Below are 24,222 nucleotides of genomic sequence, written 5' to 3'. Positions count from 1 at the left end.
CTGCCGTCTAGCTGAGTGCGACCTCGACCCGGCTCGCGGAGAGTACCGGAAACGTCACCGTAAAGACGGAACCGTGGCCCACTTCGGACCGCGCCGAGACCGTGCCGCCGTGCTCGACGATGATGTCCCGGACGATCGCCAGGCCCAGCCCCGGGCCCTGAACGGCCTGGTCCATGGCGTTCGCGGCGCGGTGGAAGGGGGTGAACAGGCCGGGCAGGTCGTCGGCCGGGATGCCCATGCCGGTGTCCGTGACGGTCAGCGTCGCGCGTTCGCCATCGGCGGAAAGTCGCAGCTCGAATCTGCCACCCGCAGGAGTGAACTTGATCGCGTTGTCGACGAGTTTGCGCAATGCCGTCGCCAGTCGCGGCCCGTCGCCGAGCACCCAGACCGGCGTGGCGTCGAGCCGCCCGGCGACGTTCTTCGCCCGGGCCGCGGTGGACGCGTCGTCGTGCACGCCGGCCAGCACGGCGGCCAGATCGACCGGGGCCGGCTCGGCGCCGGTCCGGCCGTTGGCCCGGTCGAGCAGCAGCAGGTCGGCCACCGTGTCCCGCAGCCGGCCGGCGTTGCGCAGGATCGCGTCCAGGCTGCGCAGCTGCACCGGCGACAGGCCGTCGGCGTCGCCGTCGGTGAGCATCTCGGTGTAGCCGAGAATGCTGGTCAGCGGGGTACGCAGCTCGTGCGTGACGGTCGAGACGAAGACGTCCTTCTGCTCGTCCAGCAGGCGCAGCTCGGTGATCAGCCGGGCCTGCCGCAGCCGCAGCCGCTCCTGGCGGACGGCGTGGCCGATCTCCCGGCACAGGCCGGCGAGCAGCACCCGCTCGTCCTCGGTCCAGCCCGCGCCGCCGGCCCGGGTGACCAGCACCAGGCCGGGCGGGCAGTCGTCGTCGCCGTCGAGCGTCACGGCCAGGCCGGCCTCGAGCTCGTACACCGAGCCGGGACGGCCGGAGCGGATCCGCCGGACCAGCTCCGCGTCCAGCGGGGGCGCGTCCGGCGGCCAGCACACCGCCAGGCCGGCGCCGCGGCCCACGCTCACCTGGCCGTACGCCGCATCGCCCCGCAGCGCCTCCACCAGGATCTCGGCGACCCGGCGGCCCTTCTCCTCGAAGTCCTGGTCGCGGCGCAACTCGGTGGCGATCCGCTGGCGCAGCTCGCCGAGCAGCCCGCGGGCCCGCTCGGCGGTGATCAGCCGCTCGGTCTCGGCGGCCAGGTCGTTGAGCGTGCCGATGACCGCGCGCATCTCCCTGGGCCCGGCCGGGCGGGCCCGGGCCGAGCGGTCGCCGTCGGCCAGCCGGCGCAGGGTGTGCCGGATGTGCTCGAGCGGGCGCAGCAGGTGCCGCTGGTGCAGCCCGGCGATGCCGAACGCGGTGAGCAGCACGAGCCCGGCGAGCACGCCGAACAGCAGCTCGATCCGATGGGCGTCGCGCCGGCCGGCGGCGACCTCGGTGGTGCGCTCGGCCTCGAGCGCCCGGTCCAGCGTGCCGTTGGCGGCGCGCAGCTCGTCGAACATCCGCTTGCCGCTCGCGGCGAGCTCGGGATCGGCGTCCGCGACCCCGGCGCCGACGATCGGGATCCCGTACGCGTCGAGCCACCGCTTCGCCGCCGCCCGTTCGGCCCGGGTCAGCCCCCGGACGGCGGTGCTGGTGGCGTCCGCGTCCAGGTCGTCGAGGGCCGCGAACGCTTCGCGACTGCCACTCTCGTACGGCGAAAGGTAGGCCGGCTCCCCGGTGAGCTGGAACCCGCGCACCCCGGTCTCCGCGTCGGTCATGTCCTGCAACACCCGGCGGTTGCCGTCGAGCAACCGGTCGAGCCGGCCGATCCGCTGCTCATGGCCCGCCCGCACCCGGTCGCCGGCCACCAGTTGCAGCAGGACGAGCGCCAGGAACATCGCGCACAGCAGCGCGAATCCCCCGGCGACGCGGCGCTGGAGGTTCATCCGCGCGGTTCGTCGTGGGTGGTCACCTCAGTCAATTCGGCGGTGACCACCCTTATCTGACCTTTTTACCCGCCGAACGCGATCTGCTCGCTGGGCGCGTTGAAGTAGCCCATGTCGGCGTCGCCGACCGCGGTGCGCAGCACCTTGCCGACCGCGGTCACCACGTCGGTCTCGACCGCGCTGCCGACGGCGTCCGACGGGTTGGTCGGGTCGGCCGCGATGCCGGCGGCGACCGCGGTGGTGGTGAACCCGACGAACGTCTCGGTGCGGTGGTCCTCGGTGCTGCCGGTCTTGCCGGCCACCGGGCGGCCGCTCATGATCGAGGTGACCTGGGTGGCGGTGCCGCCGTCGCACTTGCCGAACGCGCCCTGCTGGCCGACCGGGCAGCGGGCCGCGTCGGTGGCGGCGCGGGCGACGTCCTGGCTGAGCACCCTCTTGCAGGTGCTCGCGACCGGAACGGCCTGCCCGTCCGCGTCCTTGATCGACTCGACCGGCAGCGGCTTGCAGTAGGTGCCCTCGGCGGCCACCGTCGCGTAGGCCGAGGCCAGCTCCAGCGGCGTGGTGTCGACGACGCCCAGGGTGAACGAGCCCCAGCCGGCCGCGCTGTTCTTGGCCATGCTCGCGTCCTGCGGGTTGGCGAAGCTGATCCCCAGCTTCTTCGCCTCGGCCACCGCGGCGGCCGGGCCGACCTGCTCCTCCAGGTGCACGAAGTACGTGTTCACCGAGCGGCCGAAGGCGTTCCACATGGTGCGGTAGCCGTCCATCCAGCTCGGGTTGGCGTTGCCCGGGCAGTACATGCCGCCGCAGTTGCCCGGCCCGGTGTCCGGCCACTGGGTGCGCAGCTTGGCCGGCGAGTCGAAGCCGGTGTTCAGCGGCATGCCCGCCTCCAGGGCGGCCAGCATGGTGAACATCTTGAAGGTCGAGCCGGAGGGGTAGCCGTACAGCTTGGGGCCGCCGCTGATCAGCGGGTTCACCGTGTTCTCGGTGCCCTTGCCGGTGCTGTAGTGCCGGTTGACGGCCAGCGCCAGCACCTTGCCGGTGCCCGGCTGCACCACCGCGATCGGCAGCACCCGCTTGCTGGTCAGGCCGTAGACGGAGCGGGACTCGGCGGCGGCCTTCTGCTGGACGTCGGGGTCGAGCGTGGTGACGATGGAGTAGCCGCCGCGGCGCAGGGCCGTGTCCCGCTCGGCGACGGTCTTGCCGAACTGCGGCTGCGCGTCGAACCAGCTGCGCACGTAATCGCAGAAGAAGCCCCAGCCGTCGGTCGTGCCGGAGGCGTCCACGCAGCCGTTCGGCGTGGTCTGGCCGCTGAACGTCAGCTTCTCGGCGGCCGCCTTCTGCTGCTGGGCCGCGGTGATCATGCCGGCCTTCTGCATGGCTCCCAGCACGTACAGCTGCCTGGCCTTGGCCTTGGCCTTGTCCCCGCCGACCGGGTTGTCGGCCTCCGGTGACTGCAGGATGCCGGCGATCATGGCGGCCTGGGCGAGGTCGAGCTTGGCCGGGGTGACCCCGAAGATCCGCCGGGCGGCGGCCTCGATGCCGTACGCGCCGTCGCCGAAATACACGATGTTCAGGTAGTTCTGCAGGATCTGCTGCTTGGTCAGCCGCTGCTCGAGCTCGATCGCGTACTGGACCTCCTTGAGCTTGCGCGCCGGGGTGTCCGCGGTCGCCTCGGCCCGCTCGGCCGGGGTCAGTGTCGGGTCCTCCTTGAGGACGTTGCGCACCACCTGCATGGTCAGCGTCGACGCGCCCTGGGCGGCGGCACCGCTGCGCGCGTCGGTGACCAGGGCCCGGACCGCGCCCTTGAGGTCGACCCCGCCGTGCTGGTAGTAGCGCACGTCCTCGGCGGCGACGATGGCCTGCTGCATGACCGGGGCGATCTGGCCGAGCGCGACGTCGTGCCGGTCCTCGTCGTAGAACGTGGTGATCAGGGTCTTGCCGTCGTTCGCGTACACCCGGGTGACCTGGGCGGTCGGCGGGTTGAGCAACTGGGTGGGCAGCTGGGCGCGCTGCTGGTCGGACCAGCGCGCCGCGGTGAGCAGGATGGCTCCCGCCGGGATCGCCGCGACGCCGACGAGCGCGCCGATCAAAATCAGCACGCCGCTGAGCCGGGCCAGGGCGCCCCCCGGCCCGCGTCCGCGTCCGGTTGCTTCCGGTGTCATCCCCAAGATCCTTCCCCAAGATCCGTCAAACGGTCCGACCTCTAGTCCGTAGCACCGATTCCTTAAGACTCCCTGGGATTCGTTACCGATCCGTAATCTTTCCCGGGTTCTTACACGTGGTGACCGTCACAGCAGTCATCGGCGGCGATTCTGTCCAGATTAGGCCGGGAAATCCCGGCCTCCAGATGGTGAATGTCACCGTGTGTGATCGCCGTGAAGTGAGCTGGGTTACTGACTGGTAGGTCTGCCACTTGTAACCGCTGACCTGGGACGGCAACATTTCCCGAACGTTAAACGACGGCATCGACGGAACTCTCTGCTGGCGGAAGATCGACAGGGTCGCCCGTCGATGCGAGCCCCTGCGGTGAGGCCTGCGCGCCGTCAGATATTCCCTAGGAGGATCCGTGAAGGATTCGCAAGACGCCGCGACGGAGGGGCGCACCAACTGGCGCCGGTTCGCGGTCGCGGTGGGCGTGCCCACCGTTGTCGCGGGTGGCCTGGTCGTTGCGCTCGCTCAGGGCGCGCTCGCGGCCAGCTTCTCCATCTCCGGCCAGGACTTCCACCTCACCGCGACGTCGCTGGACGGCACGGGCTTCACCCAGTACAGCGGTGCGCAGGCTACGGCCGACGGCACCAAGGTTCCGCTGGCGATGTCGGGCATCCAGTCCGCCACGATCCACGACCTGTGCCAGTCGGTCGTCGGCAACATCCCGGGTACGTCGATTCCGCTCACCCTGCGGATCGAGGCCGGCAAGACCGCGGAGAAAAAGGCGGTCAGCGCGAACGACCTGCTGATCGGCATGTCCGACCTCAGCGGCGACGCGACCTTCGGCGACATCAACATCGGTCAGGACGCCAGCACCCTCGACCAGGCCGGCGACAAGGTGCCGGCCGGCACGGCCGGTGGCTTCGGCCAGGGCGCCAAGACGGTGCACATCGACAACCTGAAGCAGACGGCGAAATCCACCTCGGCGTCGACCTTCGTCCTCCAGGGCATGCACCTGCAGCTGCTGGTGGGCCAGAACAAGGACTGCTTCAACGGCTGATCCGGCAACCCCCGGGGCTCGCGAGACCTCCTCGCGGGCCCCAACCCATGTGAGCGACACACCCGTGTGAGAGGGCATGTAGTGGCAGCGACTGACGGTTTCTGGGCCAAGTTCCGGCACTGGCGGCGGCGGCGCCCGTTCTGGGGCTGCCTGTTCTTCCTCCTGGCGGGCCTCGAGATCCTCTACACGGCGAACATGGATCTCGGCAATCTCCAGATCCACATGGGCCAGCAGGGCTTCCTCTCGTACGTGGTGCCGGTCGTGCTGATCCTGTGCGCGGTGCTCTGTGCCATCACCCCGGCCCAGCGGCTGTTCTACGGCATCGTCGGCGTGCTGACCGCGCTCTACTCGTTCATCGGCGTGAACCTCGGCGGCTTCATCGTCGGCATGATCCTCGGCATCGTCGGCGGCGCGCTGGTCATCTCCTGGGGACCGCCCCGCTCGAAGCCGGGCGACCAGATCGCCGGCCCGCCGGCCGGCGAGCCCACCGACCACCAGGAGGACGGGCCGGTCGACGTCGGCGACGACATCTTCAACGAGAACTGGCCGGCCGAGACGCCGACCGAGCAGATCGAGGTGGCCGGCCACGACGACCGCCCGCACGACCAGCAGCCGATCCGCCCCGCCGGCCAGGCCGCGCAGCCGGAGCCGCCGCAGGCCGAAAAGCCGCGAGCGACCGGTCTCCAGCGCCTGGCCCGTAACCCGCGGGCCATGGCGCTCGCGCTCATTCCGGTCGCGGTGACCGCCATCGTCGTCGTGGCCGGCAGCAACCTCCCGGCCAGTGCCGACGAGACCTGCCCCGACGGCCTGCCCTCGGCCACGGCCACCACCACGACCGCCGCCGCGGCGGCCGCTGCCGTCAAGAAGGCCACGACGGCCAAGACCACGGCGCCGAAGACCGCGAAGACCACGAAGGCGGGGTCGACGTCGGCCAGGACGACCACCTCGGCCACCCCTTCGCCCTCGGCCTCGTCCGAGAGCAATACCGTCGTCAGCGGCATCAAGGGCGTCATCGATGGCATCGGCAACCTGCTCGGCATCGGCGACGACTCGTCGGCGTCTCCGAGCACGTCGCCGTCGCCGTCGGCGAGCACGACCCCCGGGGCCGATCCGACCACGACGTCCCCGGCGACCGGCACGTCCTCGGCTTCGTCCGCTTCCGCCGACCCGACGAAGACCACGACCCCGGCCGCCGCCACGACGACCGCCAGCGGCGACGTGATCCCCTGCCTCGGCCCCCGCATCTACGGCAAGGTGGCCGGCGCCGACGACATCCCGCAGGTGGCCCAGAAGCCGGGCGTCATGCAGGTCGACTCGCTGACCATGTACAACTCGACCTACGACGGCGTGGTGAACATGCCGACCACCGGCGGCGGGTCGTTCAAGGCGCTGAAGTTCAGCATGGACAAGGCGGTCAACAAGCCGTTCAAGCTGACCATCGCCGAGAAGAACGGCAGCCAGACGGTGATCAGCAGCAAGGAGCTGACCACCACCGGGACGGTCAAGTTCTACACCCCAGAGTTCAAGGGCAAGCTCTTCGGCCTGATCCCGGTGACCTTCACGCCGGACTCGCCGCCGCCGCTGACCCTGCCGATCCTCTGGTTCACCGACGTGACCATCCAACTGGCGTACGTCCGCTGCGACACGCTGACCGGCGACCCGCTCGTGATCCAGAACTAGGAACGGCGCTTCCGCCACGCGGCGACGACCTCGTCGGCGTCGCGTGGCGGAAGCAGCACCGGCGGGCCGTCCATCCGGCCCACCCGCGCCCGGCCGATCCGCTCGTTGAGCTCGGCCACGTACTCACGAACCTCGCGCTCGGTGCGCCGCCGGTCGACCCGGGCCTCGAGATCCTCCACCTCGCGCCGCAGCGCCAGGGTGGGCGGGAGGACGCCGGCGGTCGCGCCCTCGCGCTCCAGCCAGTCCTTGACCCACCAGTCCTCGTCATACTCCCGGCCGTGGTCGCGCAGGGGCCGGCCGGCGCCAGGTAGATTGTCGAACTCGCCGCGCTCGGTCGCCTCCCGCAGCTGCCGGTCGATCGACGACTCGTACCAGTGCACCATGCCGATTCAGTTTAGTTCCGCCTCGGCCTGCAGTCCGTCCAGCAACCGGCGCAGCCCCCATCGGAACTGCTCGGTGCCGATCGAGGCCGCCAGCACGCCGGTCGCGGCCGCCATCCGCGGGAAGGCCTGGGCGGGCACCTCGCACAGGGCGGCCCGGCGGGCCGCGATCCGCTCCGCCTCCGGCGCGAGCATCCCCGGCGGGACGTCGTCGACCTCCAGCGCGACCGCGCCGAGGACATAGACCATCAGGAGGTACGAGCCCCGGGCCGCGGACGCCGGATCGAGTCCGCCGGCGGCCAGCAGACCCAGAAGGGACTCGCCCAGCCGGAGCGAGTTGGGGCCGTCCAGCGGGCCGCCGAGCAGGAGCGGGACCGCGCCCGGGTGGGCGATCAGTTGCCGGCGCAGGTCGACGGCGAGTGCCTCCACCCGTGCCCGCCAGCCGCCGGTGAGCTCCGCGGTCACCTCGGCCAGGATGAGCTCGACCAGGGCGCGATCGACGGCCGTTTTGTCCGGGAAGTAGGTGTAGACCGCGTTCGGCGCCACCCCGACCGCGGCGGCGATGCGGCGGATCGAGGCGGCGCCCGACCTGCCCGTGTCGAGCAGGGCCAGCGCGGCGTCCAGGATCTCCTGCTCGGTGAGCGTCCGGCGTGGTCCCGGCTTCCCTCTCGTCTCTGCCATGCCTCCACCCTGCCCCGGCGCCATAACGGTGGGACGGTCAGCGCGAAAGGGCATTCGCCTGCGCGTAGGTGAGGGTCACGGCCGGGGCGGGGGCGCCGGCGGCCACCTCCCGGGCGACGCCGACCGCGGCGGCGAGGGCCGCGCGGAAGAGCAGCGAGCCGGTGCTGATCCGGGCCACGCCGAGGCCGGCCAGGTGCGGGACGGTCATGCCGGGGAGCAGCAGGACGTTCACCGGAGCGCCCAGCGCCACCAGCGCCCGGATGTCGTCGTCGGCCGCGACGGCGGGGACGAAGATGCCGTCGGCGCCGGCCTCCAGGTAGGTGCGGGCCCGGGACAGCGCCTCGGCCAGGTCGCCGGTCCCGGTCCAGTGGGTGTCGGTGCGGGCGTTGACGAACAGGCCCGGGGAGCGGGCCTTCACGGCGGCGATCCGGGCGGCCTGGTCGTCCGGCGGGGCCAGGGTGCCGTGCGGGCGGCCGTCCTCGAGGTTGAGGCCGGCGGCGCCCGCGGCGTGCAGGGTGGCGGCCAGGTCGGCGACCTCGGCCGGGGAGCCGCCGAAGCCGCCCTCGGCGTCGACCGTCAGCGGGATCTCCAGGCGACCGTGCAATGCCCGTACGAACTCGAGGGTCTGGTCTTTGCCCTGCTCCTGGCCGTCCGGGAGGCCGTGCGCGGCGGCGACGCCCAGGCTGGTGGTGCCGATCGCGGCGAACCCGGCGTCGGCCAGGGCCAGCGCGGAGGCCACGTCCCAGGCATTGGGCAGCAGGAGCGGGGCGCCGGGGCGGTGCAGATCGCGGAAGTCGGGCATGCTCTCGACGGTAGGACGCCGGCGATTCGGCCGCGGGCGAAGTTTTTGTCGGACCCGGGGCGTAGGTTGGCGGCAGCCCGAGTGGGAGGACGAGACGCGATGTGCCGCAACATCCACCAGCTGCACAACTTCGAGCCACCGGCGACGTCCGGGGAGATCCAGGCCGCCGCCCTGCAGTATGTGCGGAAGGTGGCCGGCACGACCCGGCCGTCCCAGGCGAACCAGGAGGCGTTCGACCGAGCCGTGGCGGCGGTCGCCGCGGCCACCGCCGATCTGCTGGGCGAGCTGGTGACCACGGCCGCCCCCAAGAACCGCGAGGAGGAGGCGGCGAAGGCCCGGGCCCGGGCGGAGAAGCGCTACGCCTCCTGAGCCGGGTCCGGATTCGGCCTCGACCGACTGCCGCCGCCTCCTCCTGGCCGGTCGGCTGACCGCGACGTTCGCAGTCACGCGCTCAGCTCGCCGGGAAGACCCAGCCCTCGATGTGCAGGAACTTGTAGCCGCCGCTGCTGACCTGGTCGTTGTTGCAGGTCGTGGTGACGCACAGGGCGTTGTCCTCGCGGTCGCTGTTCCACCACATGCGCAGCGGCACGGTGCCCGGCTGTTGCGTCGGATAGACCCAGGCCTCGTTGCGGATGAAGTCGTAGACCGAGCTCAGCTGGGCGCTGATGCACGTGTCGGTGACACAGTCCGCGTTGTCACCACGGTTCCCGTTGTAGAAGAGTTCGAGCGGCACCGTGCCCGGCGCCGGGTGATCGAAGGCCAGCCCCTCGTTGCGGATGAAGCGGTAACCCGAGCCGAACTGGTCGTTCTCGCAGGCGAGCGTCCCGCACAGCAGGTTGTCCTCGCGGTCGCCGTTCCAGAACAGCTCCAGATAGGTCTCGCCCGGCGGCGGCGCCGCGCTGGCCGGCGCGGCCGGCACGAGCCCCAGCGAGGCGGCCACCAGCGCCATCGCCACCATGAAAATCGATCTGCGCATGATTCTCCCCTCGTATGGCGTCGCCACGATGCTCCGGCCGCGGAATCCGGCGCACAACGGGTTGTTCCAGCTCGGCAGCACCCCTTGACCGGGCCGTTTCAGGCTCGCTTCAGCGCCGCGTGCGACGGTGACCGCATGCCCGACCTCGAATTCGCTTCGCTGCGGAGCTTCGTCGTGCTGGCCGGCACGCGCAGCTTCACGGCGGCGGCCCGCGAGCTGGCCATCTCGCCGTCCGGGCTGACGAAGCGGATCCAGACGCTGGAACGCCAGGCCGGCGGCCGCCTGCTGATCCGCGACAACGGTGGCGTCACCGGTCTCACGCCCGCCGGGGCACGGGTCCTGCGGGCCGCGCCCCGGCTGCTGACCGCGATCGAATTGATCCACAAGTCGGTGCGCGAGGGCCCGTCGGCCACGCTGCGCGTGGCGATCCAGGGCTCGGACCACCGCCTCCGGCCGGCCTTCCTCGCGCTTCGTGCGATCCGGCCCGGGACCTGCGTACGCCGTGTGCCGCTCGCCCACCACGACGGCGCGCAGGTGCTGCGCCGCCACGAGGCGGACCTGATCGTCACCGACGCCCGCCCGGCGGCAGGGGACGTCAGTTCCGTGCGAGTGTCCCCGTCCTGCTATGTGTCCCGGCATCGGGACCACCGGGGCGACCCCGCCGACACCCTCCTCCGGCTCCTGCGCTCGTAGGCTCAGGAGGTGGCGACGGAGCCGTCCGCGGCGATGGTGATGGAGCCGGCGTCGAAGTCGTTGCCGCAGCCCGGGTCGGGGTCGACGTGATGCATCCGGACGATGGCGGTGGCGTGCAGCAGCACCGTTCCGGTCGCGGTCGTGACCGTTAGGTCGATGTGGTGGGGGTCGAGGCCGCCGCCGGGGATGGTGAACCGCTCGATCGGCCGGCACAAGCCGGCGGGCAGGCACAGCTTGGCCACGGACGGGTGGGCGGTCACGTAGGCGGAGGCGTCGACCGTGACGCCGCCGCCGTCGGCGACCCGGTACATCGGGCACATGCGACCCACCGAACATGCCGACAACAGCAGGACAGCGGCGCCGAGCAGGACCACACGCATTCCGCTTGGACTGCCCGGCCACACGAACCGTTCCTGAGGCAGGCCCCGCGCGAGTTGATATTCGTTGACCAGATCATGCTTCGCCCTGTTTGATGGGCGCGCCGGCATAGGGGGAAGGCAGTAAGCATGACCACGACGTTGACCTCCACCTCGCAGACCATGCGCCGGTGGGAGATGCTGGCCGGCACTGTGCTCGTCCTCGGCGTCTTGGTTGCCACGCTGCACGTTGTCGCGGCGGTGGTGCTCGTCGCGTCCGGGACGTCGTGGGATGCTATCGATCGGGCCGACATCGTCGCTCTGCAGCTTGTCGCGCTCAGCTGGCTGTTGTGGACCAAGCCCATCCTGCGTTCCTTCGGCGACGACGCGAGCGGTCTGACGAGGCACTGGGCATTTCAGCTGTCCTGGGCACTTGTCCTGATCGACGTCGTCATCTCCGGGTTGGGGCGCGTCGTCCTGGTTTCTTCCGTCCGGTGGGCGGCCTCGCTGGCCGCCAGCCTGTTCGGCCTGGTCAAGGTGCGCGAGGTGGTACGCGGCGTGGTCAGCGGTGAGATCGCGCCGTACACCGAGGATCCCGCCTTGTTGCCACCGATCGTGTCCGGCCCGACGGTGCGCTACGACGCGTCGCCCGAGACCACGGGGTTGCCCTCGGCCGACGACAGCTTCTGGAGCACCGTTGCCGTGGCGGCCCGGACCTCGCCCGGCGCTGCCCTGCTGGAGACCACGCCCATCCTCGATCGCCGCTGGCTGGACCTCCCGGCCGACGGCAATGTCACGGCGGTACGCGCGGGCGTCCCGGCCGGGGCGACCGTGACGCTCTGGACCGCGGCCTCGGCTGCCGACGGCAAGCAGCCGGCCGCGCCGGAGTACTACGGTCTGCTGCAAGCCACCCCGGACGGGCCCGCTCCGCTTCCGGCTCGTGCTCGCCAGCCGCGTGGCGGCCTTCGCCGCCGAAGCCGGCAACAACCACCGTGCCGATCTCTACGTGGCCGCCGACCGGGCGTCCCGCACCGCCCTCCAGCCGTAGCGGCCGGCACCGGCCTATCATCGTCGATCGCAGGGGTTCGGTGAGCGGAAGGTCTGGGATGCGGCAGAGTCGTCTCATCGAGCTGTTTCGGTCGACGCCCGACGATGACGTCAAGGCCGAGGCGGTCGCCTCGTTGGACGAGCACGCCGCGGATCCGGAAGTGATCACGTTCCTCACCGCGGTGGCCGCCGATCCCGGCGAGTACGACCTGGCCCGCATCGAGTGCATGAAGATCCTGCGGTGGTGGCCGCCGCCGATGCCGGCCGCCCGCCGTGACGCGGGGCGAGCCGTCGCGGCGGCGCTGCGGGAGGACGACGAGCTGGTCCGGCAGCACGCCGCGATGTCTCTCGGGCCCTATCTGGACGACCCGCCGGTCTTCGAGGCGCTGACGGCCGCCGTGCTGCACGACGACGACCTTGACGTACGGCACAGCGCGCTGGCCGCGGTCGCCGAGGCGGGCCCCGCCGACCGGCGCGCCGACCTGCTCCGGCGGTTGGCCGGCGACGCCGAGTTGGGCCGCGCGGCGGCCCGGACTCTGGACAGCTGGGGCGGGCGAGGCACCGCCCCGGTAGCCGACCCGGAGGGGTGATGGTTCTGCCTCCTCGGGCCGGCCTACGCCCGTACGACCAGGGTTTTGGCGGCCATGTCGCCCAGCCGGCGGCGGCGGTCGGAGTTGATGACGATCAGGAAGCCGACCAGGTAGGCGAAGATGCCGTCGATCACCCGCAGCAGGGTGCGGACCAGGGCCGACAGCAGGCCGGGCGCGCGGCCGGTGCCGGCGTCGACGACGCGGATGCCGGTGAAGAACTTGCCGACCGTGCGGCCGGTCAGGCCCTCGAAGAGGGTGTAGTAGAGCAGTACCACGACGCCCAGGCGCAGGCTGCCGCCGAAGCTCATTGTGGTCATGTCGAAGCCGGAGGTGGTCCGGCCGGTGTCGACGGCGGCATTTGCGGCCGAGCCGAGGGCGCCGAGGACGATGCCGTCGATGATGGTGGCGACGATCCGCCGACCGGTCACGTGGACGTTCGGCTGGGCGTACTGGTACGTCATGATCCGATAGTGCCCCCCAGGTGCAAGCGCTCCGGAAGTTTCGGCTAGCGGCGCAGCTCAGAGCCGGGTCACGCCCGGAAACGGCCAGACCACGGCGGCTGGGCCTGGCAATACGGCCTCCGCGAATTACGGTGACTCTCCGGAAGTTGTTGACACCGGACGGGCGACCGGCCAATATTGGCGCCATCGACGAGGCTCGATGACATCCCCCGAACCGCAGCGCACGTCGGCTTCCACCGGCCGGCTCGATGCGGGCTGCCCGTCCCCTGCCGGCGGCGTCCCCGGCCGCCGGCCGTCACGAGAGGTGTGCACATGAACGCTCCCCCGAAGGGCCGCACTCGCCGGCGGGTGCTGGCCGGTATGGCCGCCGTGGTCGCCGGCGTGTTCCTCGTGCCGGGCGTCGCGCACGCGGCGATCACGACGAACCAGACCGGCATGAACAACGGCTACTTCTACTCGTTCTGGAAAGACAGCGGGTCGTGTTCGATGACCCTCGGCTCCGGCGGCAACTACAGCACCAGCTGGAGCAACGTCGGCAACTTCGTCGCCGGCAAGGGCTGGAGCACCGGCGGGCGGCGGACGGTGAGCTACAGCGGCAGCTTCAGCCCGTCCGGCAACGCGTACCTGTCGCTCTACGGCTGGACGACGAACCCGCTGGTCGAGTACTACATCGTGGACAACTACGGCACGTACCGGCCGACCGGGACGTACAAGGGCACCGTCACCAGCGACGGCGGCACGTACGACATCTACGAGACGACCCGGTACAACGCGCCGTCCATCCAGGGCATCCGGACGTTCAACCAGTACTGGAGCGTGCGGCAGGCGAAGCGGACCGGCGGGAAGATCACCACCGGGAACCACTTCAACGCGTGGGCGCAGCACGGCATGAACCTGGGCGCGTTCAACTACATGATTTTGGCGACCGAGGGCTACCACAGCAGCGGCAGCTCGAACATCACGCTGGCCGGTGCGTGATGAGGATTCCCAGGATCGCCGTGGCGGCGCTGGCCGTCGCCACCAGCGGGGTCGCCGTCGTGGCGCTGAACACGCCGGCCCAGGCCGCCGCCTGCACCGGGTACGTCGGGCTCACCTTCGACGACGGGCCGTCGAACGCGCACACGCCGGCCATCCTGAACGCCCTGACGGCCAACCGGTTGCGGGCCACGATGTTCAACGAGGGCCAGTACGCGGCCGCCTACCCCGCCCAGGTGGCGGCCGAGACCCGCGCCGGGATGTGGGTGGGCAACCACAGCTACACCCACCCGCACCTGACCACCGAGACCCAGGCGCAGATCGACTCGGAGATCTCGCGTACCCAGACCGCGATCGCCAACGCCGGCGGCGGACGGCCCAAGCTCTTCCGGCCGCCTTACGGCGAAACCAACGCGACCGTACGGGCGGTGGCGGCGAAGTACGGCCTCACCCAGATCATCTGGGACGTCGACTCGCAGGACTGGAACGGCGCCAGCGTCGACGCGATCGTCGCGGCCAACGCCCGGCTGACCAACGGGCAGATCATCCTGATGCACGAGTGGCCGGCGAACACGCTCGCCGCGATCCCGCGCATCGCCCAGGGCCTGGCGAGCCGGGGCCTGTGCGCCGGCATGATCTCGCCGCAGACCGGCCGGGCCGTGGCCCCGGCCTGACCCCCGAGCCGGAAGCACGGCGCGGCGGTCCACGGGGCCGCCGCGCCGCCGGGTATGGCCTTTCCGCGGAACATTGATGATGATGCTCGAATGCGGAGAGCTGCCTGCCGGGCGTACGCAATCTTGCTTTTGATCGTCGGTTCGATCGCGGTGCTGTCGCAGCCCGCGCTCGCCTCGAACTCCCCCGTCGGACGGATCGCGAACGACCCGATCGCCCACGACCCCACCATGATCAAGCAGGGCCGGTACTACTACGCCTTCATCACCGGGGACATCGCCACCCGGACCTATCTGCCGATGAAACGGTCGGCCGACCTGCTGCACTGGGAGGAGCTCGGGCCGGTCTTCACGACCGCGCCGGCGTGGATCCCGCAGCAGCTCGGCGTCACGCCGGGCGACTTCTGGGCCCCGGACATCTCCTACTACCACGGCGAATACCGGCTCTACTACGCCGCGAGCTCGTTCGGGACCAACAACTCGGTGATCGGGCTGGCGACCAACCGGACGCTGGACCCGTCGAGCCCGGACTACCACTGGGTGGACCGCGGGATGGTGCTGCGCTCCGCCACTTCGGACAACTTCAACGCCATCGACCCCGACCTGGTCACCGACGCGGCCGGCGGGCAGTGGCTCGCGTTCGGCTCGTTCTGGGACGGGATCAAGATGCGGCGGCTGGACCCGGCCACCGGGCTGGCCGGCGACCCGGCCATCTACTCGCTCGCCTCCCGCGGCGGGGCCTCGATCGAGGGCGCGTCGATCGTGCGGCACGGCGGGTACTACTACCTGTTCGCGAGCCTGGACTACTGCTGCCGCGGGGTGGAGAGCGACTACCGGGTCGTGGTCGGGCGCTCGGCGAGCGTGACCGGGCCCTATGTGGACCGGTCCGGCACGCCGATGCTGACCGGCGGCGGGACGGAACTGCTGCGCGGCTACAACGAGTTCCGCGGGCCGGGCGGCGGCGACGTCTACGGCAATCTGTACGTGCACCACTACTACGACCTGTACGACAACGGCGCCCCCAAGCTGTCGGTGCGGCCGCTGCGCTGGGCGGGCGACTGGCCGGCGCTCGGCGACCCGCTCTCCGGGAGCGTGGGGATCGGGCACGGGCCGGCCTATCTGCAGCTGGTGAACCGGGTGGACGGGCGGGTCGTGTCCAACGCCACCTGCGGGTACGAGGGGGCCGACATCACGCTGGCCGCCCCGTCGGAGAGTACGTGCTCGCAATGGCGGCTCGACCCGCGCGACCCCGGCTACGTGAGCATCGACAACCGGTTCAGCAACAAGATCGCCGAGGTGGCGGCCTGCGTGAACGCGGAGGGCGCCCGGGTCGCGCAGTGGGGCTGGCTGCACAACGACTGCCAGCAGTTCGCGGTCGACCCGGCCACGGACGGCTGGTCCACGATCCGGAGCAAGCTCAACGGGCGGGTGCTGCAGCCGGCCGGGTGCACCGGGGACGCGATCCAGACGGCGACCGCGACCGGCGCGACGTGTCAGCAGTTCCGGTTGCAGCCGGTCGGGAGGGTGCTGATCGCCGACCCGGCCGGGACGCGGGCGCTGAACGCCTGCGGCCGGACGATCGCCTTCCGGTCGCCGGGGCGGGGCTTGTGCCAGGAGTGGCGGTTCGTGTCCGTCGGCGACGGGTTCTACCGGGTGGTGAGCGGGACCGGGCGGGCGCTGGCCGGCGAGTGGCGGATCGAGACGACCCGGCTGGTGAGCCGGGACGGCACGGTGCTGCCGTCCTACCTGGACACGCCGTGATTCCAGGCGCGCAGCACGCGGGCCGCGGCGTTGCCCACCTCGGGGTCGTCGGTCAGGCGGCGTAGGAGGCCGGCGTTGCGGTCCGACGGGCCGGCCTCCTCGAGCGCGTCCAGCACGTTGTAGCGGACGTCGAGATCCTCGTCGTGCAGGGCCGCCGCGGCGAGGGCTCGAAAGACAACTTCATCTTGGGCGTACGGGCCGAGCGACATCGCCGCGAATTGGCGTACCAGCCGGTCGTCCTCGGCCAGCGCCGCGGCCACGGCCCGGCCCGCCTGCCGCCACACCGCCGGCCCGGCCGGCGGGGAGAGCCGCAGGATCTTCATGCACTCGATCCGGGCCAGGTCGTAGCCGGCCGGGTCGGCGGCGAGGGCGATGAGGAAGGCGTGGACCCGCGGATCGGGCAGCAGCGGCTCGGCGTCGAGGATCAGCCGGACCTGGTCGGCGCCGGGCGTTCCGAACCGCCCCAGAAGACGATCAACGCTATCCACGGCGTGCAATGTACTGGGCGAACCTGTTCCACCCGAAAGAAATACTCTGCGTAACGCTCGCCAGCCGGGAGGGTGAGTGGGCAGGTCAGCCCGGCGGCGGCGCAACGGCCTCGGCCATGCGATCAGGCCGCTGCACACACCACGGGACTTGTCGCCGCTCGTACGATAGGGGTCTTTTCAGCTACGTGCGGCCGTGACCTTTTCGGGAGAGCTCTCGTCGGCGGATCCGGCGGTTTCGGTGGGTTTGCGGGCGGCGCGCTGGTAGGCCAGCAGGGCCAGGATGAGGGCGAGCAGGCCGGCCACGAAGCCGGCGATGCCGAACGCGTCCGTGCCCTTGGCCGATGATGTGGTGGCGGCCGGCGCGGCGGGGGCGGTTGCGGCGGTGAGTTTGAGCACCGGGGCCGGGTGGTCGGGTTCGGTGCCGTCCGTGGTGGGCTCGTCGATCCAGCGGACGACGTCGCCGTCCGAGTAGGTCTGCAGGGCCTTGAAGACCATCTGGCCGGACGTGGGGAGCGGGCCGAGCGAGACGTCGAACTCCTGGAACTGGCCGGGCTTGATGGCAGAGGTGGCGTCGGCGGTCCAGGTGATCTTCGTGACCGCCTCGGTGATGTCGCCGTCGTCGGACTTGATCGGGGTGGTGAGCTTGGTCTTCTCGGTGACCGCGGTCCAGCCCGGGATCGGCTTGGTCGAGACGGAGGCGATCGGCTGGCCGGCCGGCAGGGCGACCTCGAGCTTGGTGGTGTTCGCGTTGTCCTTCTCATTGGGCACACGGAAGGTCACCTTGGTGTAGCCACCGGGCGTGGCGGTGTTCGGGTTGACCGTGACGTGCGCGGAGGCCGGGGCGGCCAGCGCGAGAGTCAGGCCGCCGACCACGGCGGCCACCAGGGCCGAGCGCTTGAACAGGGACATCGGTGTCGATACCTTCCGCCGGAGGGTTGATATGCCCCGTTGGTCGGCATGCTCGTCCGAATAGTTCCCACCGATCTTTCCGGCTCCCGTTCGGCTCCCTTTAGGTGACCGGCAGTCGGATGTCCACGCGGAGGCCGGGTGACGCATCACCCAGGGTGACCGTGCCGTGGTGCCGGCGGACCAGCTCGCGGACGATCGCCAGGCCCAGCCCGGTCCCGCCGGCGTCCCGGGCGCGGGCGTCGTCGAGCCGGGTGAACCGGTCGAAGACCCGTTCCCGGTCGGCGGGCGGGATGCCGGGGCCGTCGTCGCGGACCGTCACCCGGGCGTAGCCGTCCTCATCGGCCACCTCGACGGCGACCTGGGAGCGGGCGTGCCGGTCGGCGTTGTCCAGCAGGTTCGCGACCACGCGGCCGATCGCGTCGGGCTCGACCCGGGCCGTCACCGGCTCGGGCGGCGGGGTGTAGGCGACCTTGTCGTAGCGGGCGGCGACACTGCCGACCACCTCGCCGAGGTCGGCGTCGGCGAGCCGGGTGGGCGGCCGGGCGTCGTCGGAGCGGGCCAGCAGCAGCAGGTCGTCGACCAGGCGGCTGAGCCGGTCGACGTCGGTGAGCAGGTCGGCGGAGAGCGCCGGCCAGTCGGTGTCGGGCAGCCGCTGGGCGACCTCGAGCTCGGTCCGCATGTTGGTCAGCGGGCTGCGCAGCTCGTGCGCGGCGTCGGCGACGAACGCGCGCTGCCGGGCGCGGGCCGCCTCGAGCCGGTAGAGCATGCCGTTGAGCGTGACGGCCAGCCGGTAGACCTCGTCGCGCGCCTCGGGCAGCGGCAGGCGGCCGTGCCGGGTGCCGCCGGTGATCTCCTCGGCGCCGGCCCGCAGCGCGTCGACCGGGCGCAGGGCCGCGCCCAGCACGCGCCACATGACCGCCGCCAGCATGCCGAGCAGCAGCGGGAAGGCGATCAGCAGGGTGACCCGCAGGATGTGTACGCCCTGGTCGAGGTCGTCGGTGGAGCGGGCGACCAGCACCCGGACCGGGTTGCCGGGCGGGCCGGCCGTGCGCATCACCACCCGGGCGGCGCCGCCGGGCAGCCCGATCCGGTCGCCCGGGATCTCGGTGATCTCGCCGTCCTTGAGGCCGCGCAGTTCGTCGTCGTGCAGCATCGGGATCAGCCGGTCGGCGCCGGCCGAGATGGCCAGCACCCGGTCCTGGCCGTCGATCACCTGCACCTGCATGGACGGGTTGACCTGGATGATCTCGGACAGCGAATGCTGGTCGATCAGCTTGACCACGCCGGCCGCGGTGTCGCCGGCCTCCGCGTTGACCGCGCGCAGCAACGCGAAATTGAGCACGCCGAGCAGCAGCAGGCCACCGGCGGCCAGGCCGGCGGCGACCACCGTGACGCTCAGCCACATCAGCCGGGACCGCAGGCTGAACTCGCGGGGGCGGCGCACGTCAGCCGCCCGACAGGCGGTAACCGGCGCCGCGCACGGTCTCCAGCCGCTCGCGGCCGATCTTGCGGCGGAGATACCCCACATAAACCTCCACCGCGTTCGGCGCGGTCTCGACCGCGGCGTCCCACACGTGGTCGAGCAGCTCGATCTTGCTGACCACCTCGCCGGGGCGGCGCATCAGGTATTCCAGCAGGGCGAACTCGCGGGTGGTGAGCACCACCTGAGACCCGGCGACCAGGACCCGGCGCTCGGCCGGGTCGAGCTCGATGTCGCCGTGGCTGAGCACCGGCGGGCGCTCGTGCGCGCCGCGGCGCAGCAGCGCGCGCAGGCGGGCGAGCAGCACGATGTACGAGAACGGCTTGGTCAGGTAGTCGTCGGCGCCGCAGTCGAGGCCGTCGGCCTGGTCATACTCCCCGTCCTTGGCGGAGAGCATGAGCACCGGCACCCAGTTGCGCTCGGCACGCAGCTGGCGCACCACCCGATAACCGCTGAGCCGGGGCAGCATGACATCGAGGATCATCGCGTCATAGCCGCCGTGGCGGGCCATCTCGAGACCGTCCTGCCCGTCGCCGGCCACGTCGACCGCGAAACCCTCGGCCTGCAGGCCGCGCTGCAGCGCCGCCGCCAGGCGCGCCTCGTCCTCCACCACCAGCAACCGCACCGATATACCTTTACACGTGCGGTGCTTCCCCTAGGGGATGCTCTCAGCGCTGTCACAGCGGCTTCGGCGCACGCTTTGTGGCAGAGAAACGGGAGGTGGACATCGTGTCCGTGTTCAGGTCCAGGCCGGCGTTGCGCTGGCTCGTACCGTCCGCCGCCGCGGTCGTCGTCATCGGGGGTGGCGCCGCGGCCGGCACGATCGTCGCGAGCGCAGACCCGTCGCTGCCGGATCGCAGCGCGGCTCAGCTGCTCGTCGACATTCAGAATGCGAAGGTCGACGGCTTGTCCGGCACCATCGTGGAGAGCGCCGACCTCGGCCTGCCCGCCATCGCGGGCCTGGCCGGCGGGGCGTCGTCGCTCGGCGGCGCCGGGACGCCCGGCGGCGCGAGCGGCAGCGCCGGGGCCTCCGGGCTGGCCGACCTGGCCACCCTGCTGAGCGGCACCAACACCGCCAAGGTGTGGTATGCGGGCGAGACCAAGGCGCGCATCGCGCTGGTCAGCACCCAGGGCGAGACCGACGTGATCCACAACGGCAAGGACGTCTGGTTGTGGAGCAGCAAGGAGAAGACGGCCAGTCACCTGACCCTGCCGGCCGACAAGGTGGAGCACCCCGGCCCGATCGCCGGGCAGGCGCCCAAGACGCCGCAGGAGGCGGCCGACGCGGCGCTCGCCGCGATCGACCCGACCACCAAGGTGACCACCACCGGCGCGGCGAAGGTGGCCGGGCGGAACGCGTACGAGCTGGTGCTCAGCCCGAAGGACACGTCCTCGCTGATCGGCCAGGTGCGCCTGGCGATCGACGCGGAGCACCACATCCCGCTGCGGGTGGACGTCTACGCGAAGAACAAGCCGACCCCGGCGATCCGGGTGGCGTTCCAGCAGATCAGCTTCGCGGTGCCGGATGCCGAGCAGTTCACGTTCAACCCGCCGCCGGGCACGACGGTGCAGCAGGGCTCGGCCGAGGGCCTGGCCCAGCAGCACAAGGCCGAGGCGCAGAAGGCTCGAGCCCAGGCGCAGAAGGCCCAGGCGCAGAAGGCCGAGGCAGGGAAGGACCAGGTGCAGCCGCAGGTGATCGGCAAGGGCTGGACGGCGATCGTGTCGGCCAAGCTGCCCAAGGGGTCCGGCTCCGAAGCTCAGCAGCTCGACTCGGTGCTGAGCATGCTGCCGAAGGTGAGCGGCAGCTGGGGCAGCGGGCACGAGTTCGCGGGCACGCTGTTCACGGTGCTGGTGACCGATGACGGCCGGGTCTTCGCCGGCGCGGTGACCCCGCAGAAGCTGTACGAGGCGGCCGCCAAGTAATTGTCGCCGCTCCATCAAAGTTCTAGAACTCTCCGCCGCGATGTGCAACACTGCGGCGGAGAGTTCTATAACTGTTGGAGGCAGCGATGATCCTCATGGCGGAGCCGGCCGCGGGCCGGTTCGGCGACTTCGGCGGCCGCTACGTTCCCGAGTCCCTGGTCCCGGCGTGCGCGGAGCTGGCCGCGGCGTTCCGGGACGCGTGGACCGACAAGACCTTCCGTGACGAGCTCGACGAGTTGCTCGCGGTCTACGCCGGGCGGCCCACTCCCCTGACCCCGGCCCGCCGGTTGTCGGCGGAGCTGGGCATCACGCTGTGGCTCAAGCGGGAAGACCTCGCGCACACCGGCAGCCACAAAATCAACAACGTGCTCGGGCAGGCGCTGCTGGCCCGGCGGCTCGGCCGCACCCGGCTGATCGCGGAGACCGGCGCCGGCCAGCACGGCGTGGCCACGGCGACGGCGGCGGCGCTGCTCGGCCTCTCCGCGACGATCTACATGGGCTCGCGGGACATCGAGCGGCAGCGGCTCAACGTCTTCCGGATGGAGATGCTGGGCGCCGAGGTGGTGCCGGTGACCGGCGGCAGCCGCACGCTGAAGGACGCCACCAACGAGGCGATGCGCGCCTGGGTGGCCGACGTCGACTCGTCGCACTTCCTGCTCGGGTCGGTCGGCGGGCCGCACCCGTACCCGTGGATGGTCCGCGAGTTCCAGCGGGTGATCGGCACCGAGGCCCGCGCGCAGGCGCCGTCGCTGCCGGACGCGGTGGTGGCCTGCGTCGGCGGCGGCTCGAACGCGGCGGGCACGTTCGCCGGCTTCGCCGACACGACGGCGCGGCTGATCGGGGTGGAGGCGTCCGGCGGGGCGGCGATGACCGGGGGCGCGCCCGGGGTGGTGCACGGGACGCGCTCGATGGTGCTGCAGGACGCCGAGGGCCAGGTCGCCGAGGCGTCGTCGATCGCGGCCGGGCTCGACTACCCCGGGATCGGGCCGGAGCACGCGCATCTGGGGGCGATCGGGCGGGCGTCGTATCGGACGGTCACCGATGCCGAGGTGGTGACGGCGATCCACCGGCTGGCCCGGGCCGAGGGCATCATCTGCGCGCTCGAGTCGGCGCACGCGGTGGCGTGGGTGCTGCGGGAGGCGGGCACCCCGCTGCTGCCCGCGGGGTCGAAGGTGCTGCTCACGCTCTCCGGGCGCGGCGACAAGGACATGGTCGCCCTGAGCGAGGGAGCGGAAGCATGAGGGCGTACGCGTCGGACGAAGCGCTCGATCGTCGGGTGGCGGGTGGCGGGAAGGCGCTGGTCCCCTACATCACCGGCGGGATCAGTGCGGACTGGACCGAGTACCTGCTCGCCTACGCGGCGGCGGGGGCGGACGCGATCGAGATTGGGCTGCCGTTCTCCGACCCGATGCTCGACGGGGTGACCATTCAGCGGGCTTCGGACCGGGCGCTGGGTCGGGGCACGACCGTCGAGGCGATCCTTCGTGACGTCGCCGGGGTTTCGGTCGGCGTGCCCCTGATCGCGATGACGTACGCGAACCTGGTGTTCCGCGCGGGGCCGGCATCGTTCTGCCGGCGGCTGGTGGCGGCCGGGATCACCGGGCTGATCGTGCCGGACCTGCCGGTCGACGAGGCGGCGGCGGTTGCCCGGGCGGCGGAGGAGGCCGGGGTGGCGTTGACGCTGCTGGCCGCGCCGGTCACGCCCGGCGAGCGGCTCGCCGAGATCGGGGCGCGCAGCCGCGGGTTCGTCTACGCGGTCAGCCTGATGGGAACCACCGGCGAGCGGGACACTCTCGACGACGCCGCCACCCGTCTCGCGACCCGGGTCAAGGCGGTGACCGATCTGCCGGTGCTGATCGGCTTCGGCGTGTCCACGCCGGCCCAGGCCGCCGCGGCCGCTGCGGTGGCGGACGGGGTCGTGGTGGCATCCGCATTGATGCGCCGGGTGCTCGACGGCGCCACCCCCGACGAGTTGGGCCGTGACGTCGCGGCGCTGCGGGCGGCGCTGGGCTGACCGCCACGACGGTCATTGACGTGCCGATCCGCATTCACGCAACCCCGAGCGCGGTGAAGCGACAGGCACGTACTGACGGGGTGACGTGACGCCGGCCTTGTTGATGGGGTGCCGATATGTTGATTCGGGTCGTCAATGTTGATGGGGGTCGTCAATATCGACGTCAATATTGATGGGGCCAACACGTCAACATTGACGGGGCGGGCGGCGGGGCCTCGGATATCGTCTGGCACGCGGGTCGCCACTCGGTCCGCGTGCCGGTCGTTCTGGGAGGATTCGCTGACTGCCCCGCGCACCCCGAAGTACCAGGCTATCGCCGCCGACCTGGCCAGGAAGATCCGCGGTGGCGAGCTGGCGCCCGGGTCGGCGCTGCCGCCGCAGAAGGAGCTCAGCGCCGCCTATGGGGTCACGCTCGCTACGCTCCGGCAGGCCCTGCAGCGGCTCGAGGACGAGGGGCTGGTCTCGCAGCAGGCCGGGCGCGGGACGTTCGTCGCCGAGCCGCGGGCCGCGTATCGGCTCGACTCGCTGCGTGGCTTCGCCGAGGATCTGCGGGCCCAGGGGCAGACGGTCAGCACGCTGATCCTGGGGCAGGACGTCCGCCGGCCGCCGGATTGGGTCAGCGCCCACCTCCGTATCGGGGCGGGCGGAGACAAGGGCGACGGGAGCGTTGTCCGGCTGGAGCGGGTGCGGTTGTTGGCGGGGCGGCCGGCCGTACACCAATTGTCATGGATTTTGGGGTTTGACCTTAAAGACGCGGATCTCAGTGGGATCTCGCTGTACGCGGCGCTGGCCGAACGCGGCATCGTTGTGCATCGGGCGTCGGAAGTGATCCGGCCGGGGGCGCTCGATGCGGTCACCGCCGAGTTGCTCGGGCAGGCGGTGGGGACGCCGGCGTTCGTTTCCGATCGGATCACCTACGGGCTCGACGACGCGCCGCTGGTCTTCGATCGGGCCACCATCCTGGGGAATCTGCTGGAGATACGCACCGAGCGGGCCGTCTCCGGCCTGTCGATGCAGTGGAGCCGCCAGCCCTGAGCCCCGAGCCCGGACCCGAGCGCCGCCGCTCCCGAGCGCCACCCATCCGCCACGCCCCGCACGCCGAATGAGGCTCGGACGTGAGGCACGCCACTTTCGCCTGCGGCCTGCTGTTGCAAATGACTGGCAACAGCAAGACTGACGCGTAGGGAGGTTGAT

General features: G+C 71.5%; 25 protein-coding genes. 13 read left to right on the top strand and 12 right to left on the bottom strand.

Translation table 11 applies throughout. The features are described 5' to 3' along the window. Positions 1-7 precede the first annotated feature (7 nt). Together IH26_RS0145840 and IH26_RS0145835 are read right to left on the bottom strand one after the other, a co-directional pair. Positions 8-1,933, bottom strand: a complete 1,926-nt coding sequence (locus IH26_RS0145840) for an ATP-binding protein (protein WP_030442604.1) — start codon at positions 1,931-1,933, stop codon at positions 8-10. A gap of 65 nt (positions 1,934-1,998) precedes the next feature. After that, entirely contained in the window at positions 1,999-4,095 is a 2,097-nt protein-coding gene (locus IH26_RS0145835; protein WP_030442603.1) for a transglycosylase domain-containing protein, read from the bottom strand. Between the two features lie 404 nt (positions 4,096-4,499). Between IH26_RS0145835 and IH26_RS0145830 the strand changes: the two genes are divergently transcribed. Further along, complete coding sequence (locus IH26_RS0145830) at positions 4,500-5,141, top strand: DUF6230 family protein (RefSeq protein WP_030442602.1); 642 nt, start codon at positions 4,500-4,502, stop codon at positions 5,139-5,141. Between the two features lie 81 nt (positions 5,142-5,222). Then, positions 5,223-6,821 (top strand): DUF6114 domain-containing protein, encoded by a 1,599-nt coding sequence (locus IH26_RS0145825; RefSeq protein ID WP_030442601.1) that lies wholly within the window; start codon positions 5,223-5,225, stop codon positions 6,819-6,821. On the opposite strand, the gene IH26_RS0145820 is transcribed toward IH26_RS0145825, so the two are convergent. The 3 genes from IH26_RS0145820 to IH26_RS0145810 are packed head-to-tail and all read right to left on the bottom strand — an operon-like array spanning position 6,818 to position 8,684. Then, entirely contained in the window at positions 6,818-7,204 is a 387-nt protein-coding gene (locus IH26_RS0145820) for a DnaJ family domain-containing protein (RefSeq protein ID WP_030442600.1), read from the bottom strand. The genes IH26_RS0145825 and IH26_RS0145820 overlap by 4 nt on opposite strands. Positions 7,205-7,210: 6 nt before the next feature. Next, a complete protein-coding gene (locus IH26_RS0145815; protein ID WP_034217506.1) occupies positions 7,211-7,882 on the bottom strand; it encodes a TetR/AcrR family transcriptional regulator in 672 nt (223 codons plus the stop codon). 37 nt (positions 7,883-7,919) lie between these two features. Further along, the gene (locus IH26_RS0145810; protein ID WP_034217504.1) at positions 7,920-8,684 is read right to left on the bottom strand and encodes an isocitrate lyase/PEP mutase family protein; all 765 of its coding nucleotides are present in this window, start codon (positions 8,682-8,684) and stop codon (positions 7,920-7,922) included. A gap of 99 nt (positions 8,685-8,783) precedes the next feature. Between IH26_RS0145810 and IH26_RS0145805 the strand changes: the two genes are divergently transcribed. Beyond that, positions 8,784-9,053, top strand: a complete 270-nt coding sequence (locus IH26_RS0145805; protein WP_030442597.1) for a DUF2277 domain-containing protein — start codon at positions 8,784-8,786, stop codon at positions 9,051-9,053. Between the two features lie 82 nt (positions 9,054-9,135). On the opposite strand, the gene IH26_RS0145800 is transcribed toward IH26_RS0145805, so the two are convergent. Beyond that, complete coding sequence (locus tag IH26_RS0145800; RefSeq protein WP_157437742.1) at positions 9,136-9,660, bottom strand: hypothetical protein; 525 nt, start codon at positions 9,658-9,660, stop codon at positions 9,136-9,138. Between the two features lie 135 nt (positions 9,661-9,795). Here IH26_RS0145800 and IH26_RS56730 point away from each other — a divergent pair, with 135 nt between their 5' ends. Beyond that, positions 9,796-10,353 carry a LysR family transcriptional regulator gene (locus tag IH26_RS56730; protein WP_051809734.1) on the top strand — a complete coding sequence of 186 codons (558 nt, stop codon included), beginning with the start codon at positions 9,796-9,798 and terminating at the stop codon, positions 10,351-10,353. A 2-nt stretch (positions 10,354-10,355) separates the two neighbouring features. On the opposite strand, the gene IH26_RS0145790 is transcribed toward IH26_RS56730, so the two are convergent. Continuing rightward, on the bottom strand, positions 10,356-10,733 hold the full coding sequence (locus IH26_RS0145790) for a hypothetical protein (protein WP_157437741.1): 378 nt from the start codon (positions 10,731-10,733) through the stop codon (positions 10,356-10,358). Positions 10,734-10,859: 126 nt separating this feature from the next. On the opposite strand from IH26_RS0145790, the gene IH26_RS0145785 reads away from it, so the two are divergent. Together IH26_RS0145785 and IH26_RS0145780 are read left to right on the top strand one after the other, a co-directional pair. Next, on the top strand, positions 10,860-11,801 hold the full coding sequence (locus IH26_RS0145785) for a hypothetical protein (RefSeq protein ID WP_030442593.1): 942 nt from the start codon (positions 10,860-10,862) through the stop codon (positions 11,799-11,801). Positions 11,802-11,815: 14 nt separating this feature from the next. Next, positions 11,816-12,346, top strand: a complete 531-nt coding sequence (locus tag IH26_RS0145780; protein ID WP_051809733.1) for a HEAT repeat domain-containing protein — start codon at positions 11,816-11,818, stop codon at positions 12,344-12,346. A 23-nt stretch (positions 12,347-12,369) separates the two neighbouring features. On the opposite strand, the gene IH26_RS0145775 is transcribed toward IH26_RS0145780, so the two are convergent. Next, complete coding sequence (locus tag IH26_RS0145775) at positions 12,370-12,807, bottom strand: RDD family protein (protein ID WP_030442591.1); 438 nt, start codon at positions 12,805-12,807, stop codon at positions 12,370-12,372. A gap of 312 nt (positions 12,808-13,119) precedes the next feature. Here IH26_RS0145775 and IH26_RS0145770 point away from each other — a divergent pair, with 312 nt between their 5' ends. From IH26_RS0145770 to IH26_RS56725, 3 genes are all read left to right on the top strand, one after another. Next, on the top strand, positions 13,120-13,785 hold the full coding sequence (locus tag IH26_RS0145770) for a glycoside hydrolase family 11 protein (RefSeq protein ID WP_030442590.1): 666 nt from the start codon (positions 13,120-13,122) through the stop codon (positions 13,783-13,785). Further along, positions 13,785-14,456, top strand: a complete 672-nt coding sequence (locus tag IH26_RS0145765) for a polysaccharide deacetylase family protein (protein ID WP_030442589.1) — start codon at positions 13,785-13,787, stop codon at positions 14,454-14,456. Before IH26_RS0145770 ends, IH26_RS0145765 begins: the two co-directional genes overlap by 1 nt. Before the next feature lie 90 nt (positions 14,457-14,546). Beyond that, entirely contained in the window at positions 14,547-16,214 is a 1,668-nt protein-coding gene (locus IH26_RS56725; protein ID WP_084599715.1) for a family 43 glycosylhydrolase, read from the top strand. Here IH26_RS56725 and IH26_RS0145755 read toward each other — a convergent pair. From IH26_RS0145755 to IH26_RS0145740, 4 genes are all read right to left on the bottom strand, one after another. Further along, positions 16,196-16,702: a HEAT repeat domain-containing protein gene (locus IH26_RS0145755; RefSeq protein WP_051809731.1), complete on the bottom strand. Its 507-nt coding sequence runs from the start codon at positions 16,700-16,702 to the stop codon at positions 16,196-16,198. The genes IH26_RS56725 and IH26_RS0145755 overlap by 19 nt on opposite strands. Positions 16,703-16,879: 177 nt before the next feature. Beyond that, a complete protein-coding gene (locus IH26_RS0145750; RefSeq protein ID WP_034217500.1) occupies positions 16,880-17,611 on the bottom strand; it encodes a YcnI family copper-binding membrane protein in 732 nt (243 codons plus the stop codon). A 100-nt stretch (positions 17,612-17,711) separates the two neighbouring features. Beyond that, positions 17,712-19,016: a sensor histidine kinase gene (locus IH26_RS0145745; RefSeq protein WP_030442585.1), complete on the bottom strand. Its 1,305-nt coding sequence runs from the start codon at positions 19,014-19,016 to the stop codon at positions 17,712-17,714. A 40-nt stretch (positions 19,017-19,056) separates the two neighbouring features. After that, complete coding sequence (locus tag IH26_RS0145740) at positions 19,057-19,716, bottom strand: response regulator transcription factor (protein ID WP_030442584.1); 660 nt, start codon at positions 19,714-19,716, stop codon at positions 19,057-19,059. A gap of 104 nt (positions 19,717-19,820) precedes the next feature. Here IH26_RS0145740 and IH26_RS0145735 point away from each other — a divergent pair, with 104 nt between their 5' ends. The 4 genes from IH26_RS0145735 to IH26_RS0145720 all read left to right on the top strand — a co-directional run bounded on the left by IH26_RS0145735 (position 19,821) and on the right by IH26_RS0145720 (position 24,063). Beyond that, a complete protein-coding gene (locus IH26_RS0145735) occupies positions 19,821-21,014 on the top strand; it encodes a LolA family protein (protein ID WP_030442583.1) in 1,194 nt (397 codons plus the stop codon). Between the two features lie 86 nt (positions 21,015-21,100). Next, positions 21,101-22,255, top strand: a complete 1,155-nt coding sequence (gene trpB / locus IH26_RS0145730) for a tryptophan synthase subunit beta (RefSeq protein WP_030442582.1) — start codon at positions 21,101-21,103, stop codon at positions 22,253-22,255. Further along, complete coding sequence (gene trpA, locus IH26_RS0145725; protein ID WP_051809730.1) at positions 22,252-23,028, top strand: tryptophan synthase subunit alpha; 777 nt, start codon at positions 22,252-22,254, stop codon at positions 23,026-23,028. Before trpB ends, trpA begins: the two co-directional genes overlap by 4 nt. A 141-nt stretch (positions 23,029-23,169) precedes the next feature. Beyond that, positions 23,170-24,063 carry a GntR family transcriptional regulator gene (locus tag IH26_RS0145720; RefSeq protein WP_084599721.1) on the top strand — a complete coding sequence of 298 codons (894 nt, stop codon included), beginning with the start codon at positions 23,170-23,172 and terminating at the stop codon, positions 24,061-24,063. Positions 24,064-24,222 lie beyond the last annotated feature (159 nt).

This window comes from Actinoplanes subtropicus (assembly GCF_000721705.1).
In the GTDB taxonomy this organism is placed as follows: domain Bacteria; phylum Actinomycetota; class Actinomycetes; order Mycobacteriales; family Micromonosporaceae; genus Actinoplanes; species Actinoplanes subtropicus.
This window is presented reverse-complemented; position numbering and strand designations above follow the sequence as displayed.

Bases quoted from the DNA above. Each gene is read 5' to 3' on its own strand.
- IH26_RS0145720 (WP_084599721.1), top strand. From the start codon at position 23,170: ATGGGGGTCGTCAATATCGACGTCAATATTGATGGGGCCAACACGTCA.
- IH26_RS0145810 (WP_034217504.1), bottom strand. From the start codon at position 8,684: ATGCCCGACTTCCGCGATCTGCACCGCCCCGGCGCCCCGCTCCTGCTG.
- IH26_RS0145790 (WP_157437741.1), bottom strand. From the start codon at position 10,733: ATGCGTGTGGTCCTGCTCGGCGCCGCTGTCCTGCTGTTGTCGGCATGT.
- IH26_RS0145805 (WP_030442597.1), top strand. From the start codon at position 8,784: ATGTGCCGCAACATCCACCAGCTGCACAACTTCGAGCCACCGGCGACG.
- trpA (WP_051809730.1), top strand. From the start codon at position 22,252: ATGAGGGCGTACGCGTCGGACGAAGCGCTCGATCGTCGGGTGGCGGGT.
- IH26_RS0145785 (WP_030442593.1), top strand. From the start codon at position 10,860: ATGACCACGACGTTGACCTCCACCTCGCAGACCATGCGCCGGTGGGAG.
- IH26_RS0145840 (WP_030442604.1), bottom strand. From the start codon at position 1,933: ATGAACCTCCAGCGCCGCGTCGCCGGGGGATTCGCGCTGCTGTGCGCG.
- IH26_RS0145750 (WP_034217500.1), bottom strand. From the start codon at position 17,611: ATGTCCCTGTTCAAGCGCTCGGCCCTGGTGGCCGCCGTGGTCGGCGGC.
- trpB (WP_030442582.1), top strand. From the start codon at position 21,101: ATGATCCTCATGGCGGAGCCGGCCGCGGGCCGGTTCGGCGACTTCGGC.
- IH26_RS0145820 (WP_030442600.1), bottom strand. From the start codon at position 7,204: ATGGTGCACTGGTACGAGTCGTCGATCGACCGGCAGCTGCGGGAGGCG.
- IH26_RS0145745 (WP_030442585.1), bottom strand. From the start codon at position 19,016: ATGTGGCTGAGCGTCACGGTGGTCGCCGCCGGCCTGGCCGCCGGTGGC.
- IH26_RS0145775 (WP_030442591.1), bottom strand. From the start codon at position 12,807: ATGACGTACCAGTACGCCCAGCCGAACGTCCACGTGACCGGTCGGCGG.
- IH26_RS56725 (WP_084599715.1), top strand. From the start codon at position 14,547: ATGCGGAGAGCTGCCTGCCGGGCGTACGCAATCTTGCTTTTGATCGTC.
- IH26_RS56730 (WP_051809734.1), top strand. From the start codon at position 9,796: ATGCCCGACCTCGAATTCGCTTCGCTGCGGAGCTTCGTCGTGCTGGCC.
- IH26_RS0145765 (WP_030442589.1), top strand. From the start codon at position 13,785: ATGAGGATTCCCAGGATCGCCGTGGCGGCGCTGGCCGTCGCCACCAGC.
- IH26_RS0145815 (WP_034217506.1), bottom strand. From the start codon at position 7,882: ATGGCAGAGACGAGAGGGAAGCCGGGACCACGCCGGACGCTCACCGAG.
- IH26_RS0145780 (WP_051809733.1), top strand. From the start codon at position 11,816: ATGCGGCAGAGTCGTCTCATCGAGCTGTTTCGGTCGACGCCCGACGAT.
- IH26_RS0145835 (WP_030442603.1), bottom strand. From the start codon at position 4,095: ATGACACCGGAAGCAACCGGACGCGGACGCGGGCCGGGGGGCGCCCTG.
- IH26_RS0145800 (WP_157437742.1), bottom strand. From the start codon at position 9,660: ATGCGCAGATCGATTTTCATGGTGGCGATGGCGCTGGTGGCCGCCTCG.
- IH26_RS0145770 (WP_030442590.1), top strand. From the start codon at position 13,120: ATGAACGCTCCCCCGAAGGGCCGCACTCGCCGGCGGGTGCTGGCCGGT.